The sequence below is a fragment of the Pseudoxanthomonas sp. 97-1-1 genome, assembly GCF_057773125.1.
Genome location: NZ_JBYMTJ010000001.1, coordinates 294,598 through 308,929 on the forward strand (window position 1 = coordinate 294,598; position 14,332 = coordinate 308,929).

Annotated in this window: 15 protein-coding genes; 5 read left to right on the forward strand and 10 right to left on the reverse strand. The window is 67.9% G+C overall.

The annotated features are described in order from the left end of the window. The first annotated feature begins 24 nt into the window (after window positions 1-24). The 5 genes from AC3DET_RS01335 (at window position 25) to yddG (ending at window position 4,531) form a co-directional block, all read left to right on the forward strand. Window positions 25-1,455, forward strand: a complete 1,431-nt coding sequence (locus AC3DET_RS01335) for an amino acid permease (RefSeq protein WP_488390481.1) — start codon at window positions 25-27, stop codon at window positions 1,453-1,455. A gap of 33 nt (window positions 1,456-1,488) precedes the next feature. Further along, a complete protein-coding gene (locus tag AC3DET_RS01340; RefSeq protein ID WP_488390482.1) occupies window positions 1,489-2,136 on the forward strand; it encodes a methylthioribulose 1-phosphate dehydratase in 648 nt (215 codons plus the stop codon). 97 nt (window positions 2,137-2,233) lie between these two features. Beyond that, a complete protein-coding gene (locus AC3DET_RS01345; RefSeq protein WP_192200941.1) occupies window positions 2,234-2,791 on the forward strand; it encodes a 1,2-dihydroxy-3-keto-5-methylthiopentene dioxygenase in 558 nt (185 codons plus the stop codon). Window positions 2,792-2,948: 157 nt separating this feature from the next. After that, entirely contained in the window at window positions 2,949-3,653 is a 705-nt protein-coding gene (gene mtnC / locus AC3DET_RS01350; protein WP_488390483.1) for an acireductone synthase, read from the forward strand. Then, the gene (gene yddG, locus AC3DET_RS01355; protein WP_488390484.1) at window positions 3,650-4,531 is read left to right on the forward strand and encodes an aromatic amino acid exporter YddG; all 882 of its coding nucleotides are present in this window, start codon (window positions 3,650-3,652) and stop codon (window positions 4,529-4,531) included. Before mtnC ends, yddG begins: the two co-directional genes overlap by 4 nt. Window positions 4,532-4,693: 162 nt before the next feature. Here the strand turns inward: yddG and AC3DET_RS01360 are convergent, their stop codons facing one another. The 10 genes from AC3DET_RS01360 to hisG all read right to left on the reverse strand — a co-directional run bounded on the left by AC3DET_RS01360 (window position 4,694) and on the right by hisG (window position 14,325). After that, a complete protein-coding gene (locus tag AC3DET_RS01360) occupies window positions 4,694-5,263 on the reverse strand; it encodes a YdeI/OmpD-associated family protein (RefSeq protein WP_488390485.1) in 570 nt (189 codons plus the stop codon). A gap of 8 nt (window positions 5,264-5,271) precedes the next feature. Continuing rightward, window positions 5,272-6,855, reverse strand: a complete 1,584-nt coding sequence (locus AC3DET_RS01365; RefSeq protein WP_488390486.1) for a calcineurin-like phosphoesterase C-terminal domain-containing protein — start codon at window positions 6,853-6,855, stop codon at window positions 5,272-5,274. A 186-nt stretch (window positions 6,856-7,041) separates the two neighbouring features. Next, the gene (gene hisIE / locus AC3DET_RS01370) at window positions 7,042-7,656 is read right to left on the reverse strand and encodes a bifunctional phosphoribosyl-AMP cyclohydrolase/phosphoribosyl-ATP diphosphatase HisIE (RefSeq protein ID WP_488390487.1); all 615 of its coding nucleotides are present in this window, start codon (window positions 7,654-7,656) and stop codon (window positions 7,042-7,044) included. 1 nt (window position 7,657) lies between these two features. Further along, on the reverse strand, window positions 7,658-8,434 hold the full coding sequence (gene hisF / locus AC3DET_RS01375) for an imidazole glycerol phosphate synthase subunit HisF (RefSeq protein WP_488390488.1): 777 nt from the start codon (window positions 8,432-8,434) through the stop codon (window positions 7,658-7,660). Further along, window positions 8,428-9,165: a 1-(5-phosphoribosyl)-5-[(5-phosphoribosylamino)methylideneamino]imidazole-4-carboxamide isomerase gene (gene hisA / locus AC3DET_RS01380; RefSeq protein WP_488390489.1), complete on the reverse strand. Its 738-nt coding sequence runs from the start codon at window positions 9,163-9,165 to the stop codon at window positions 8,428-8,430. The genes hisF and hisA overlap by 7 nt, the downstream gene beginning before the upstream one ends. Then, window positions 9,162-9,761 (reverse strand): imidazole glycerol phosphate synthase subunit HisH, encoded by a 600-nt coding sequence (hisH, locus tag AC3DET_RS01385; RefSeq protein ID WP_488390490.1) that lies wholly within the window; start codon window positions 9,759-9,761, stop codon window positions 9,162-9,164. Before hisH ends, hisA begins: the two co-directional genes overlap by 4 nt. Next, on the reverse strand, window positions 9,761-10,834 hold the full coding sequence (gene hisB, locus AC3DET_RS01390) for a bifunctional histidinol-phosphatase/imidazoleglycerol-phosphate dehydratase HisB (RefSeq protein WP_337730005.1): 1,074 nt from the start codon (window positions 10,832-10,834) through the stop codon (window positions 9,761-9,763). The genes hisH and hisB overlap by 1 nt, the downstream gene beginning before the upstream one ends. A gap of 187 nt (window positions 10,835-11,021) precedes the next feature. Then, on the reverse strand, window positions 11,022-12,104 hold the full coding sequence (gene hisC / locus AC3DET_RS01395) for a histidinol-phosphate transaminase (protein ID WP_488390491.1): 1,083 nt from the start codon (window positions 12,102-12,104) through the stop codon (window positions 11,022-11,024). Continuing rightward, window positions 12,101-13,414: a histidinol dehydrogenase gene (gene hisD, locus AC3DET_RS01400; protein ID WP_488390492.1), complete on the reverse strand. Its 1,314-nt coding sequence runs from the start codon at window positions 13,412-13,414 to the stop codon at window positions 12,101-12,103. The genes hisC and hisD overlap by 4 nt, the downstream gene beginning before the upstream one ends. Next, window positions 13,411-14,325, reverse strand: a complete 915-nt coding sequence (gene hisG / locus AC3DET_RS01405; protein ID WP_488390493.1) for an ATP phosphoribosyltransferase — start codon at window positions 14,323-14,325, stop codon at window positions 13,411-13,413. The genes hisD and hisG overlap by 4 nt, the downstream gene beginning before the upstream one ends. Window positions 14,326-14,332 lie beyond the last annotated feature (7 nt).

Below are 14,332 nucleotides of genomic sequence, written 5' to 3' on the forward strand. Positions count from 1 at the left end.
GAACCCGTTCCAGGAACACGCACGATGCTCCGACAGCTCCTCGCCACCAAGCACCCCCATGCCGCCCATGAAGAGGCCGAAGGGCTCAGCCTGCGCCGCACGCTCGGCCCCTGGGGGCTGACCGCACTCGGCATCGGTGCGGTGATCGGTGGCGGCATCTTCGTCATCACCGGCCAGGCGGCGGCCAACCATGCCGGTCCGGCCATCATGCTGTCGTTCGTGCTGGCGGCGATCTGCTGCACGTTCTGTGCGCTGGCGTACGCGGAATTCGCCGCGATGGTGCCGGTGTCCGGCAGCGCCTATACCTATACCTACGCTACGCTGGGTGAACTCACCGCGTGGTTCATCGGCTGGATGCTTGTGCTGGAATACGGCGTATCGGCGTCCGCGGTCGCAGTCAGCTGGACCGGCTATTTCCTGAGCCTGCTCGAGCACTTCGACATCTTCCTGCCCAAGGCGCTCGTCAGCGCGCCACTGGATGCGCAGCTTCGACCGACCGGCGCCATCGCCAACGTCCCGGCCGCCGTCATCGTGCTGCTGCTGACCTGGTTGTGCTACGTGGGCATCCGCAAGTCGTCGGCCATGAACATGGCGATGGTCGTGCTGAAGACCGGCCTGATCGTGCTGGTCATCATCGCTGGCTGGCAGTACGTCGACCCCTCCAACTGGCAGCCCTTCATTCCTGCCAACGAAGGCCCTGGCAAGTTCGGCTGGGATGGCGTGTTGCGCGGCGCGGCGATGGTGTTCTTCGCCTACATCGGTTTCGAGGCGGTCTCGGTGGCGGCGCAGGAATCGCATCGCCCGCAGAAGGATCTCCCCGTGGGCATGCTGGCCTCGCTGGCGATCTGCACCGTGTTGTACATCGCCATGGCGGCGGTGATGACGGGCCTGGTGCCGTACACCGCCTTGGGCACGGCCGAACCGGTCGTGACCGCGGTAGCGGCCCATCCCGAACTGGGTTGGCTGCGGGTCACGGTGGAAATCGGGGCCCTGATCGGCCTGTCGTCCGTCGTGCTGGTGATGATCATCGGCCAACCGCGCATCTTCATGATCATGGCCCGCGACGGCCTGCTGCCGCCGGTGTTCACCCGGATCCATCCGGAGTACCGCACGCCGCACATCAATACGGTGATCACGGGTATCGGCATCGCCCTGCTGGCGGCGCTGTTCCCGCTTGATATCCTGGGCGAACTGACCTCGATGGGGACCCTGATCGCCTTCGCCTCGGTCTGCGTTGGCGTGCTGGTCCTGCGCCGCACCCAGCCCGACCTGCCGCGTCCGTTCCGCATCCCCGCCGCGTGGCTGATCTGCACCCTGGGCGTGCTGAGCTGCCTGGCACTGCTGTCGGCGATGACCGCCCACAACTGGATGCTGATGGCCGTGTGGACGGCCGTGGGTTTCCTCATCTATTTCCTGTACGGATATCGCCACAGCCGCATGCGCGCGCAGCGCTGAGCTCCACCTCCGGGCAGGCGGTAGAATGGCGGCATGAACGCCACGCCCCTGCCCTATCACGCCGACCAGCTGCGCGACCGCGCGCAGTCCATCATCTCCAACGTGCGCGAGCTGGCGCAGCTGGGCTGGACACCGGCCACCAGCAGCAATTTCTCGCAGCGACTGGATGACCGGCACGCGGCCATCACGATCTCCGGCCGCGACAAGGGCCGGCTGGTGGAGGCGGACATCATGGTGGTGGACTTCGAGGGCAAGGCCGTCGGCAGCGACCACCGTCCGTCCGCCGAAACGCTGCTGCATACCCAGCTGTATCGCCGCTATCCCGAGATCGGGTGCGTGCTGCACACCCATTCGCTGGTGCAGACGGTGGCATCGCGGCTGTTCGCCGGTGCCGGCCATGTGCGCCTGGAAGGCTTCGAATTGCTGAAGGCATTCCACGGCAACAGCACGCACGAGATGGCGATCGACGTGCCCGTGTTCGCCAACACCCAGGACATGCCCACGCTCGCCGCGCAGGTGGACGCGCTGCTCGACAACCAGCCGCTGTGGGGCTACCTGATCGACGGCCACGGCCTGTACGCGTGGGGCCGCACGATGGCCGAAGCCCGCCGCCACCTGGAGGCCTTCGAGTTCCTGTTCGCGGCCGAACTGGAGCTGCGCAAGCTGGGCTGCCGCCGCTGATAACCGGCGGTTATCCGGGCGTTCCGTTTCCCCACCAGGCCGCGCGGACCGGTCTGGTACCCTAACGGCCCCCTCTGTCGCCTCACGCCATACCGCCATGAGCCGCCTGCGCATCTTCAGCGAATCCGACCCGGCCACGCCGGAGTTCGCCAGTTACGATCCCGACTTCATCGCCACCGAGCTGAAGAAGCTCGGCGTGACCTTCGAGCGCTGGAAGGCGACCAAGGCCATCGAGCCCGGCGCGCCGCCGGAGGATGTGATCGACGCCTATCGCGCCGACATCGACCGTCTGGTCGCCGAACGCGGCTTCAAGACCGTCGATGTGGTCAGCATCGCGCCCGACAACCCGCAGCGCGAGGCCATGCGCGCGAAGTTCCTCGACGAGCATTACCACAAGGAAGACGAAGTGCGTTTCTTCGTCGCCGGCTCCGGCCTGTTCACGCTGCACGTGGGCGACAAGGTCTATGAGGTGGAGTGCGTGCAGGACGACCTGATCGGCGTGCCAGACAGCACCTTGCACTGGTTCGACATGGGGCCGGAACCGAGCTTCGTCGCCATCCGCTTCTTCACCGAGCCGGACGGCTGGGTGGGCCACTTCACGGGTACCACGCTGGCGCAGCAGTTCCCGCGCTACGAAGGCCTGACCGAACGCTGACGCCCCTCTCCCGTCGGGAGAGGAGTTGGGGTGAGGGTCCGGCGAAACGAGGGGGATGAACCGTCGCGCCAAGGATCGGCTCCTGCTGCCCTCCCTTTGCTCCCCATGAAAAGCGTAGCGAAGCAAGCTCCGCTCTACTGCGAACCAGAAGAACCACATGCCCGTTTCCGCCATCCTCACCGACATCGAAGGCACCACCAGCAGCATTTCGTTCGTGAAGGACGTGCTGTTCCCGTACGCGCGCCGCGCCCTGCCCGGCTTCGTCCGCGAGCATGGGCAGGAACCCGAGGTGCGGCGCTGGCTCGACGTGGTCGCCACGGAGCACGGCAGTATCTGCAGCGATGACGTCATCGTGGAGACGCTGCAGGGCTGGATCGACCAGGACCGCAAACACACCGCACTGAAAGCGCTGCAAGGCCTGATATGGGAAGCCGGCTACCGCGATGCGGATTTCACCGCGCACATCTATCCCGACGCCGCGCCGGCATTGCGCAAGTGGTACGCGCAGGGCTATCCGCTGTATGTGTATTCCTCCGGTTCCGTACCGGCGCAGAAACTGTTCTTCGGCCACAGTGACGCCGGCGACCTGTCGCCGATGTTCTCGGGCTGGTTCGATACCGAAGTCGGCGGCAAGCGCGAAGCAGCCAGTTACCGGACCATCGCCGACCGCATCGGTGTGGACCCGGGGGACATCCTGTTCCTGTCCGACGTGGTGGAAGAACTGGATGCCGCGCGCGACGCAGGCCTGCAGACGCGCCTGATCGACCGGCTGGACGACTACCCTGCGCCGCGCGAAGGCGACGCGGCGCATGGCCACGTGCGCGTCGACTCCTTCGCTGACATCGAGCTGCCCACCGCGTGAGCGATGCCATTTCGCAGCGCCGCGCCACCCTGGTGGGGCTGGTCGCGATCCTGCTGTGGGCGTCGCTGGCGCTGTTGACGACGGCGACGGGCGACCTGCCGCCCTTCCAGGTGCTGGCGACCGGTTTCGGCATCGCGGCGGCACTGGGGCTTCTGCGCGCAGGAGTGCGCGGCCGCGCCGGCTGGGGCGAACTGCGCCAGCCGCTGCCCGCGTTCGCCCTGTCGACGCTGGCGCTGTTCGGCTACCACGCGCTGTACTTCATCGCGCTGAAGCGTGCACCGGCCGTGGAAGCCAACCTGCTCAACTACCTGTGGCCACTGTTGATCGTGGTGTTCGCGGGCATCTTCGGCGGCGTCTCCGTGCGCCCCGGGCAGTGGCTGGGCACCGGACTGGGCCTGGTCGCGGCGATACTGCTGGTGACGCGCGGCCGCAGCTTGCAGGTCGAGCCATCCCATGTACCCGGCTATCTCTCCGCGCTGGGCGCGGCCCTGATCTGGTCCATGTATTCGGTGCTCAACCGACGCCATGCCGACGTGCCCAGCGCGGCGATCACCGTGGCCTGCGCGGGCGTCGCGGTGCTGGGCACCCTCGCTCACCTGCTGGGCGAGGACACGGTCACCCCCACCGCAAGCCAGTGGGTCGTGCTGGTGCTCATGGGTATCGGCCCGGTGGGTGCCGCGTTCTGGCTGTGGGACCACGGCACCAAGCGCGGCGATATCGCGCTGCTGGGCAGCCTGTCCTACCTGGCGCCGTTGTTGTCGACCCTGCTGCTGGTGGCGTCGGGGCGCGCGCAGGCGCATTGGATACAGGGCGTCGCCATCGTATTGCTGCTGGCCGGGGCCTGGGTCAGCGTCCGTGCGAGCCGCGCCCAGCGATGAGAGCGATTCGCGTTTCCACATGCCGGGGCGTGTTTCCCTAGACTGCGCGCACGTCGCAAGCCAGCCCAACGCCAGCCAGCCACGCATGCCTCGCCCGCCAGCCTCCGCTCGCCCGCAAGGACACAGAACGCCTCCCATCGGGAGGCGTTTCCGTTCATGGCTTCAGGCGTGGATCTTCTCGCCGCGCGCCAGCATGGCGACCAGCTTCTCCACCCGCGTCCGTTTCGTTTCGAGCTTCACCGCGGTCTGCACGCGCCAACACACGGCGTAACGGTTGGTCCTGTCGAGCGCCTCGAAGAAGTCCCTTGCCTTCCGGTTCTTCGCCAGTGCCTGCGCGAGCTCGGGGGGTACCTCCATGGAGCGCGCGCCATCGTAGGCGGCATCCCAGCGGCCATCGACCTTCGCCTGTTCGATCTCGCGCAATCCGGCGGGCCGCATCCGCCCCGCCGCGACCAGCGCGTCGACCTTGCCGACATTGATCTTCGACCAGGTGCTGCGCGGGCGACGCGGCGTGAAGCGCTGCAGGAAGCACTGCGCATCGAACCCCTTCTTCTGCCCGTCGATCCAGCCGTGGCACAGCGCGACGTCGAGCGCATCGGCATAGCTGACCGACGCGAGGCCCGAATCCTTCTTCGCGATTTTCAGCCACACGCCATCGGACGCGGGGTGGCGCTCCAGCCAGCGTTCCCAGGCGGCGGCGTCCACGAAGTGTTCGATGGGAAGTTCCGTCATGGCCATGATCAGGGCTCCGCGAGCTGCAGGCGATACGACGTGCGAGCCGATCGTTCGCCGCGCCAGCGGTCGAACGCGCGCACCTCCACCGCATGTTCGCCTTCGGGCAGGTCCGTCGGCAAGGCGCCCCGCCAGAGGTGCGGGGAAGCTTCGGCCTCCGGCGAGCGGTCGTAGCCGCGCAACGCATCGGCCGCGTCGTCGCGCATGTTCTCCACCAGCAAGCGCGGATCGGGCCGTTCGACACGCTTCATCGGCTTCCATTCGCCGCCATCGATCCGGTACTCGACACGGGTCTCGGCATCCCCCATGTAGACATTGGCGAACACGCCCCATGCCGGATACGCCCCCTTCCGCAACACGCGCGGCACATGCAACCCGATGCCGCTGTCGTCCGTGCCGCGCGCCGGGTGCCACGACAGCGCGTACTCGCCACCCGCGCGCACGCGCAGCCGCGCATAGCCATTGGGCGTGCCATCGGCCATCGTCGTGTCGGGGATGCCCTCCGCATCCTTCACGCCCGACCAGTAGGCACCGCAGGCGGCGCCGACGTTGTACTCGTGCAACGGCTGCAATCCGTGCCAACCGGTGGAAGCGTCGTGGTACCAGTGCCGCTGCGTATGGGTGTGCCCACTGAGCAGCAGCACGTGCGGGAAATCCTCCAGCATGGCGAACAGGCGCTCGCGGTCTGCCGAACGGAAACCGCGAGCACCCGGCTCGTAGACCGGGATATGCACACCGATCACCAGCAGCCGGTCCTTGCGCACCGTCGGCAGGTAGGCCTGCAGGAAGGCGAACTGGTCCTCGCGCAGCCCGCCGAAGTACGACGGTGTCTGGCCTGGCTGGTAGATCACGTCATCCAGGCCGATGAACGTCGCCGCCTCTTCTTCCCAGGCGAACGTGTCCGGGCCCAGGTGATGGCGGAACGTGCGCAGCGAGTCTTCATCTCCCGCGGCGTCGAAATCCAGATCGTGGTTGCCGGGGATGAACAGCCACGGCACCTGCAGGCTCATCGTCGTGCGCAGGATCTCCGGGTACAGCGACAGGTCGTCGTTGGTGACATCGCCCAGGGTCAGGCCCAGCGCCGCCCCGTGTTTCCCGACCAGGGGCTGCACGATGTCGCGCCAGTAATAGTCCACGTCCTTGACAGACGAAGTCTGGCTGTCGGCGAACAACAGCACATCGAGTTCGCCCTTCGTTGCGGCTGCCGCCTGCGGTCGAAGGCCGAAGTGCGTGCAGTCGGGCTGGCGTTGCGGGATGCCGCCATGCTTCAGCGCAGGACCGGCGTGGTACTGCAGGTTGCGCCAGCGGGCCGGCAGGCCGTCCGGCCGCGCCGCGAGGTCGTAGCCGGCCGGCTTGATGATGAAGAGGGTGCGGCCGTCCACGTAATCGAGGCTGTATTCGCCCTGCGCATCGGTGACCGCGATGTCGATACCGTTGGACACCTTGATGCCCGGCAGGCCCGGCTCACCCGCATCGCGGGTCGCGTTGCCGTTGCGGTCCTCATACACCTGTCCCCCGCTGCACGGAGGCGGCAGCGCATGCGCGGGGACCGCCAACAGCGCCAGGACGAGAGCGATCAACGAAGCGCGCATGGCGACTCCAGCCGGAAAGACCGGAGGATTATGGCGCAGGCAACGGCATCGCCGATGTAGAGCGATGTGAGTCGCGACGGTCATCCGGCCGGGGGGAGATGTCGTGATGTCTGAAGGAAGAAGCGCGCGACTTACGTCGCTCCCACATCCGGCAGGCCACCCGGAATCTGCAGGAACGGGCGTGCCCTACGTGGACGCGTGGCGTTGGCGCAGCACGTCGACGGCCTCGGCCAGCGACAGGCCGCGTGCCCGCAGCAGGACCGTCAGGTGGTACAGCAGATCGGCGCTCTCGCCGAGCAGTGCGGTCTCGTCCTGCGCGACTGCGGCCAATGCGGTTTCCACGCCCTCCTCGCCCACCTTCTGCGCGATGCGGCGCACGCCGGCGTCGAACAGGCGCGTCGTGTAGCTGTCGACGGGGCGCTCGCGGTCGCGCTGCGCCACCAAGGCATCCAGGTCCGACAGGAACGCCGACGGCGCCGAAGGGAAGCAACTGGGCCGCTGCAGGTGGCAGGTCGGTCCCTGCGGATGCGCGAGGACCAGCAGCGTATCGTTGTCGCAATCGGCCTCCACCGAGACCAGTTCCAGCACATGGCCCGAGCTCTCGCCCTTGGTCCACAGACGCTGCTTGCTGCGGCTGAAAAAGGTCACGCGCCGGCTCGCCAGGGTGGCGTCCAGCGCCTCCCGGTTCATGTAGCCCAGCATCAGCACGCGCAGGTTTCCTGCATCCTGCACGATGACGGGCAGCAGGCCATCGCCCTTGGTCCAGTCCAGCGCCGAGGGGTCGATGTCGATCCTCATCATTTCAGTCGCCACGCCGCACCTCGATGCCTTGCTCTGCCAACACCCTTTTCAACGCCGGGATCGCGATATGCCCGCTGTGGAACACGCTGGCGGCCAGCGCGCCATCCACGTCCGCCTGCTGGAACACATCGACGAAATGCTGCACCTCGCCCGCACCACCGGAGGCGATCAAGGGCACGCCACACACCGCGCGCACGGCCTGCAATTGCGTGATGTCGTAACCACGCCGTACGCCGTCCTGGTCCATGCAGTTCAACACGATCTCGCCGGCACCCAGCCGCTGCGCCTGCACCACCCAATCCAGCGTACGCAAGCCGGCGCCCTGCATCTTCGCAGGATCACCGGTGTAGCGGCGCACACGCCACTCGCCGTCCGCTTCCCGAATGGAATCCACGCCAACCACGACGCACTGCACGCCGAAGGCCTCGGCGAGCTCGCCGATGAGACCGGGGCGCTCCAGCGCAGGTGTGTTCACCGACACCTTGTCGGCACCGCTGTGCAGCACCCGCCGTGCCGTCTCGACGTCGCGGATGCCGCCCGCCACGCAGAACGGAATGTCGAGCAGCCGTGACACGCGCTCGATCCAGGCGTAGTCCACGGAGCGTCCCTCCGGACTCGCGCTGATGTCGTAGAACACCAGTTCGTCCGCGCCTTCGTCCCGGTATCGCAACGCCAGTTCGGCGATGTCGCCCATGTCGACATGGTCGCGGAACTTCACGCCCTTGACCACGCGGCCTTCGCGCACATCCAGGCAGGGAATGATGCGACGGCTCAGCATGCCAGCGCCTCGGGCAGTTCGAACCTGCCTTCCAGCAATGCCCGCCCGAGCACGATCCCGGCGCAACCGGCGGCACGTGCCCCGGTGACATCGACCAGGGCGCTGACGCCACCGGACGCCTGCACCTGCAACGACGGCACGACCTGTCGCAGGTGCGCGTAGAGGTCCAGGTTCGGTCCCGTCAGCATGCCGTCGCGGGCGATGTCGGTGCACAGCAGGTGCCGCAGGCCACCCTCGGCGTAGCGCGACGCGAGTTCATCCAGTGTTTCCGATGCGGTTTCCGTCCAGCCATGCACCGGCAGGCGCCAGACCCCGCCATCGTCGCGGCGCGTGTCGAGCGCGACCGTGATGCGGTCGCTGCCGAACTCGGCCAGCCAGGCCAGGACGGTGTCGGGTTGGCGCACGGCCAGCGAGCCGACCACGACGCGCTGCGCGCCCGCCGCCAGCATGCGCGCCACGTCATCGCGCTGGCGCACGCCTCCCCCGGTCTGCACCTTCAGTGACGTATGTTGCGCGAGTTCGCCCAGCAGCGGTGCGAGGGTGTAGCCACCCGCCCGTGCCGCATCCAGGTCGACGAGGTGCAGCCATTCCGCACCTTGCGCGGCGTAACGCATCGCGACATCCAGCGGCGTGCCGTCATAGCGTGTCTCGCGCGCATAGTCGCCCTGGGCCAGCCGGACCACGCGACCTTCGCGCACATCGATGGCGGGATAAACCGTGAATCCGCTCATTGCACACCGTACTTCAGGAAATTCTCCAGCAGACGCGCGCCGACATCCGCCGACCGCTCGGGATGGAACTGGGCCCCCCCCACGTTGCCACGCTGCACGATGGCGGCGAACGGCACCCCATGCTCGCTGGAGGCCACGCAATCGGCCGTGACAGGCGCGGCATAACTGTGGACGAAGTACGCGTGGCGGCCGTCGGCGATGTCGCGGGTCAACAGGCATTCGCGCCGCGACGCGAGCGTGTTCCAGCCCATGTGCGGCACGCGGATGCCGGGCGTGGCGGGCAGCTTGGCCACGCGGCCCGGCAGCAGGCCCAGGCAGGGCGTGTCGTCCTCTTCGGAATGCTCGAACAGAATCTGCATGCCCACGCAGACACCCAGCAAGGGCTTTTCCAGCGTCCGCAGCACATCCACCAGCGCCGATGCGCGCAAGCCGCCCATCACCTGCGCAGCCGTGCTGACGCCGGGCAGGATCACCCGGTCCGCTGCACGGATGACGTCCGCATCGGTGGTCAGCTCGGGCTCCACGCCCAGGCGGTCCAGTGCGTAGCGCACCGACCCCAGGTTCGCACCGCCGGCATCGATCAGGGCGACACGCATCACAGGGCACCCTTGGTGGACGGCAGTTCCGCCCCTTCGCGCTTGACGGCCTGGCGCAACGCGCGCGCCAGCGCCTTGAACGAGGCTTCCACCTTGTGGTGGTCGTTGTCGCCCTGCACGCTCAGGTTGAGGTTCAGCCCGGAGGCATCGCAGAGCGAGCGGAAGAAGTGCGGCACCAGTTCGGTCGGCAGGTCACCGACACGTTCGCGCCTGAATTCGCCGTTGAAGACGAAGTACGGCCGGCCACTGAAATCCAGCGCCGCGCTGGCCAGCGTCTCGTCCATCGGCAGCGTGAAGCCGTAGCGGCCGATGCCGCGCTTGTCGCCCAGTGCTTCCTTCAGGGCCTGCCCCAGCGCCAGGCCGGTGTCTTCCACCGTGTGGTGCTCATCGATGTGCAGGTCGCCCTCCGCACGCACGTCCAGCGCGAAACCGCCATGCTTGCCTATCTGTTCCAGCATGTGGTCGAAGAACGGCAGGCCGGTCTTCGCGACGGGCTCCGCGACGCGGTCGAGATCCACTTCGACGCGGATCCTGGTTTCCCTGGTGTTCCGCTGGACGACCGCACGACGTGGTGCGTCCGCCAACTCATGCGCGATGCCGGCCCAGTCCCACTCGCCCCCGAACTGCGCCGTCTTCAACTGGAACCCGCGGATCTTCAGATTGTCGGCGAACTGGATGTCGGTCGGCCGGTCACCGACCATGCCCGACCGCGACCAGTCGATGCCACGGTCCTGCAGGTAAGGAACCATCAGGCCGATGCCGGGCTTGCGGGTGGGCTTGTTCTCGTGCGGCCAGCTTTCATCGATCAGCACGTCGCGGAAGCGGATGCCCTGGCTTTCGAACACCTGCATCATCAACGCCTGCGGACCGTCGAAGCTGGCGCGCGGATACTGCTCGCTGCCCAGTCCGTCCTGGTTGCTGACGATGACGAACTGGTAGCCGGCGTCGCGCAGCTTCAGCAGCGCGGGAATGACACCGGCGACGAAGCGGACCTTCTCGTACGCATCGATCTGGAAGTCTTCCGGCTCTTCGATGAGGGTGCCGTCGCGGTCGATGAAAAGAATCGGCGTCATGGCACGGCCTCTGCAGGAGGGGCTTCAGCCCGCGCCCCGATAGCGCTGCCATACCCAGGACGATAAACGCGTCGCAGCGCGCCCATATCCGAAACAGCCAGATTGTTGAGTATCCCTGCGGGCAATTCGATCGAGGCCGAAGCACCTCTAACAGGGACGGCCCGGGGGGCAGTGACAGACGGAAAAATCATGCGGCCACCTCCTGCATGTTCAACGCCGACAGCACGCGATCGTTCTGCTCCGGGGAACCGATGGTGATGCGCAACGCATCGCCGAGTTGCGGGGCCGCGCGCTGGTCGCGCACCACGACCCCCGCAGCCAGCAAGGCGCGGAATGCGCCCTCGGCATCGCTGAAGCGCGCCAGCAGATAATTGCCCTGCGAGGGATAGACATGGCGCACGCAGGGTATCCGCGCCAGCGCGTACAGCAGCCGCTCGCGCTCACGACGCACGACGGCGACCCGTTCCCGCGTCTGCGCGACCGCCGCATCGGACAGTCCCTCCAGCGCCAGATCGGCACAGGGCGTCGGCACGGGATACGGCGCCTGGCAGCGCTGCAGCACGGTGATCAGCTCCGCACCGCCGATCACCACTCCGATGCGTGCGGCCGCCAGTGCATGCGCTTTCGACAGCGTCCGCAGTACGGCGACGTTGGCATGCGCGTCCAGCAGCGTGGTCGCGGACGCGCCGTCGGCGAACTCGGCGTAGGCCTCGTCCACCACCACCAGCGCACGCCCATCCAGCGCACGCGCCAATGCCGCGACGCCCTGCAGCGGAATGACCGAGCCCGCCGGGTTCGACGGCGAGCACAGGAACACCAGCTTCGCGCCCTGCGCCAGCGCCCCATCGCGGATCACGTCCAGGTCGGCAGCGAGGCCGGCCTCGTGGTCGACCAGTGGAATCTCGACGATGCGCGCCCCTTGCAGGCGTGCGCAGACCACGTACATGCCGAACACCGGCGGCGTCACCACGATGGCGTCCTGCCCCGGCACGCACAGTGCCCGCACCAGCAGGTCGATGGCTTCATCGCTGCCGCGCCCGACCAGCAATTGTTCCGGCGCCACGCCATAGAGCTGCGCAAGCCGCGCGCGCAGGGCCGGCGGCTGCGGCTCCGGATACCGGCGGCTGCGACCCTCCCCGTCCGCAGGGTTCGCCCATGCGGACTCGTTGGCGTTCAACCATATGTCGCCGCGCACGGATTCACTGCGCGCAGACTTGTAGCCGGCGAACCCGCGCAGGTCTGGACGCACCAGGGAACCGACGCCGCTCATGCGGCCGCCCTGCGCAGACGGATCGCGACGGCATGGGCGTGCGCGTCCAGCCCTTCCGCGCGCGCGAGCGTCAACGCGCAGTCGCCGATGGCGGCAATGCCGGCACGGCTGGCAGACTGCACGCTGACGAAGTTCTGGAAGCTGGCGACGCTGACGCCGCTGTAGGCCCGTGCCGCGCCCGCAGTGGGCAGCACATGGTTGGTGCCGCTGCAGTAGTCGCCCAGTGCCTCCGGCGTGTAGTCGCCGAGGAACACGGAGCCTGCGGCCTCGACCTGGTCCAGCCAGGCACGCGGCTCGCGCAGCGCCACGATCAGGTGTTCCGGTGCGTAGCGATTGCTGATGGCGAAGGCATCCTCCAGCGAGGACACCTTCACCAGCCGCGACGACGACAGCGCCTGCCGCGCGATGTCGGCGCGATCCAGCATCACGAGTTGCGATTCCAGCTCCGCCTGCACTCGCTCGATCAAGCCATCGTCATCGGACAGCAGCAGCACCTGCGAATCCGGACCGTGTTCCGCCTGCGACAGCAGGTCGGCGGCGACGAAGGCCGCATCGGCGCCTGCATCGGCGATCACCAGCACTTCGGACGGCCCCGCAGGCATATCGATGGCGGCTGCACCGCCCTGCGCGACCTGTTGCTTCGCCTCGGTGACATAGCTGTTGCCGGGGCCGAACAGCTTGTCGCACTTGGGCACACTGCCCGTGCCGAATGCCATCGCGGCGATCGCCTGCGCGCCACCAAGCTTGAAGACGCGGCGCACGCCGGTCAGCTGCGCAGCCACCAGCACCGCCGGATCAGCGGTGCCGTCCCTGCGCGGCGGCGTGCACAGCACCACGTCACGGCAGCCGGCCAGACGCGATGGAACGCCCAGCATCAGCGCCGTGGAAGGCAAGGGTGCGCTGCCCGCCGGGACATACAGGCCGACCCGGGGAATCGGGCGGATCACCCGCTCGCAGACCACGCCCGGTGCGGTTTCGACAGCGTACGGCTGCGCCATGCCGGCACGGTGGAAAGCTTCGATGCGGCCGGCCGCATCCTGCATTGCCTCGCGCAGGTCGGCGGGCACGGCAGTGTGCGCGGCGGCGAACTCTTCTTCGCTGACGTCGAATGCCCTGAGCTCCACGCCATCGAAGCGCAGGGTCACTTCGCGCAACGCCACGTCGCCGCGCGCCTGCACGTCGGCCAGCAGGCCGGCGACCGCATCCCGCGTGCGCTGGGCCACGGCCTGAGCCGGGCGCGCCAGCAATGCGGCGCGGGAGGTTTCGTCCAGGGCGTCCCAATCGTAGCGGGTGGCAAGCGACGCACTCATGCCAGCGACCTCTCGACCGACAGCACCATCAGGCCCTGTGCGCCCGCACGTTGCAGCTCCTCCAGCCGCTGCCAGGTCACTGCGCCATGGCACATCGCCTGCAGCGATACAGGTCCCTCCTCGCCACCGGGCAGCGTGACCAGGCCCTCGCTGTCGGTCAGCAGCCGCGACAGTGCCGGCACCGTTTCGCGCTCGGCGCGGAACATCAGCAGCTTGCTGTCCTTGAGCTTCAGGACACCATCGAGCCGGCGCAGCAACATGTCGGCCAGGCCCACGCGGGCATCGTCGAACTCGCGCGCAGGGCCGGCAAGTACGGCTTCGCTCTCGAGCAGGGTCTCCACCGGCTTGAGCTGGTTCGCCGCCAGGGTGGCGCCGCTTGAAACCAGGTCGCAGATCAGGTCCGCGGTGCCCAGCTTCGGTGCGATCTCGACCGAACCGGAAAGCTCCACCACGGCCGCGTCGATGCCGCGCGCCTGCAACCACTGGCGCAGGATGGATGGATAGCTGGTGGCGATGCGCAGGCCCTGCAGTTGCTGCGGGCCCGCCCATTCCCAGCTGTCGGGTATCGCCAGCATCAGGCGGCAACTGCCGAAGCCGAGCGGGCGCAGTTCGCGATAGGCCTGCGGCATGCCGTTCAACGCGCGCTCGCCGGCCTGTTCGTCGAGCTCGTTGCGCCCGACGATGCCGAAGTCGCACACGCCGTCGGCGATCAGCCCGGGAATGTCGTCGTCTCGGACCAGCAGCAGGTCCACGGGCAGCGACTCGCCGTAGCAGAAGAGCTTGTCGCGGCTTTCGCGCCAGCTCAGGCCGCAGGCGGCCAGCAGCGTGCGCGCGGGCTCGGCCAGCCGCCCGCTCTTCTGGATGGCGATGCGCAGGCGCTCACGCGTCGCGGGAGTGAGGGAGGGACTCATTCTGGAA

Coding starts and splice junctions, on each gene's coding strand:
- AC3DET_RS01335 (WP_488390481.1), top strand. CDS start 25: ATGCTCCGACAGCTCCTCGCCACCAAGCACCCCCATGCCGCCCATGAA.
- AC3DET_RS01340 (WP_488390482.1), top strand. CDS start 1,489: ATGAACGCCACGCCCCTGCCCTATCACGCCGACCAGCTGCGCGACCGC.
- AC3DET_RS01345 (WP_192200941.1), top strand. CDS start 2,234: ATGAGCCGCCTGCGCATCTTCAGCGAATCCGACCCGGCCACGCCGGAG.
- mtnC (WP_488390483.1), top strand. CDS start 2,949: ATGCCCGTTTCCGCCATCCTCACCGACATCGAAGGCACCACCAGCAGC.
- AC3DET_RS01360 (WP_488390485.1), bottom strand. CDS start 5,263: ATGACGGAACTTCCCATCGAACACTTCGTGGACGCCGCCGCCTGGGAA.
- AC3DET_RS01365 (WP_488390486.1), bottom strand. CDS start 6,855: ATGCGCGCTTCGTTGATCGCTCTCGTCCTGGCGCTGTTGGCGGTCCCC.
- hisIE (WP_488390487.1), bottom strand. CDS start 7,656: ATGATGAGGATCGACATCGACCCCTCGGCGCTGGACTGGACCAAGGGC.
- hisF (WP_488390488.1), bottom strand. CDS start 8,434: ATGCTGAGCCGTCGCATCATTCCCTGCCTGGATGTGCGCGAAGGCCGC.
- hisA (WP_488390489.1), bottom strand. CDS start 9,165: ATGAGCGGATTCACGGTTTATCCCGCCATCGATGTGCGCGAAGGTCGC.
- hisH (WP_488390490.1), bottom strand. CDS start 9,761: ATGCGTGTCGCCCTGATCGATGCCGGCGGTGCGAACCTGGGGTCGGTG.
- hisB (WP_337730005.1), bottom strand. CDS start 10,834: ATGACGCCGATTCTTTTCATCGACCGCGACGGCACCCTCATCGAAGAG.
- hisC (WP_488390491.1), bottom strand. CDS start 12,104: ATGAGCGGCGTCGGTTCCCTGGTGCGTCCAGACCTGCGCGGGTTCGCC.
- hisD (WP_488390492.1), bottom strand. CDS start 13,414: ATGAGTGCGTCGCTTGCCACCCGCTACGATTGGGACGCCCTGGACGAA.
- hisG (WP_488390493.1), bottom strand. CDS start 14,325: ATGAGTCCCTCCCTCACTCCCGCGACGCGTGAGCGCCTGCGCATCGCC.